1 pseudogene is annotated in these 873 nt (G+C 61.1%); it reads right to left on the reverse strand.

Features of this window, described 5'->3' with window-relative positions:
* A pseudogene (locus tag ASU23_RS11220) lies at window positions 1-753 on the reverse strand (IS3 family transposase); the annotation flags it as partial.
* Window positions 754-873: the final 120 nt, after the last annotated feature.

An 873-nucleotide genomic window follows, 5' to 3' on the forward strand; every position in this document is an offset into this window, starting at 1 on the left:
TGGCCCGGCGCTCCGGGTGACCTCATCGGAGCCCTGCCCGTCACCTCCCGCACCCAATCCGATGGTCTGCCCACAACACCCTCCTGACCTCGAATGTTGCTTCCACCGATTGAGCCCAATGACACTGCCGCGATCGGAGTGAAAAACCGCCCCGGGCTCGACGAGGGTCGTTGCCGCGGCATTGGTCAACGCAGCCGCGACGAGCTCGGTGCGCATGTGATCTGCGATCGACCAGCCCACGACTTTACGAGAGAAGCAGTCGATGACCGTCGCGAGATACAAAAATCCCTCCCAGGTATGGATGTAGGTGATGTCGCCGACGAACTTGATTCCCGGCCGGTCCGCGGCGAAGTCCCGTAGCAGCAGATCCGGCACGACCGGTTCACTGTTGGGGTCCGAGTCGGTGGTGACACGGAACGGACGTGGCTGGCACGGAATCAGGTCGTGCTCACGCATGATCGACCGAACCAATTCCGGGGAGCACTCGACGCCGGCTTCGGTCAGATCTACATGGATGCGGCGGTAACCGTAGGTTCCGTTCGATGCATCGAAGAACGACCGAATCTGTTCCGCAAGAGCATCTCTGCGTAACGATGTGGCAGATTGCGGTCGGCTGCGCCAGTTGTAGAACCCGGAGGTCGAGACCTCGAGCCAGCGGCATCGGTCGGTGATCGGTGTTGCCGCGGAATCGTCCGCGACATAGGAATCGATGAACTCGTACTTCGCCACTATCGTGGCTCCCGCGCGAAGTACATCATGATATGTGGGTGATCTGACGCATCCAGTGTCAGGCTGATCATGTCGGTTGTCGGCTCGATCGAGGAGGCCCCACAATGAATGCTTTCGTCCCAGCGCTGGTCCGGCCGCCTGGCG

This window comes from Rhodococcus sp. KB6 (genome assembly GCF_001445685.1).
Classification (GTDB): domain Bacteria; phylum Actinomycetota; class Actinomycetes; order Mycobacteriales; family Mycobacteriaceae; genus Rhodococcus_F; species Rhodococcus_F qingshengii.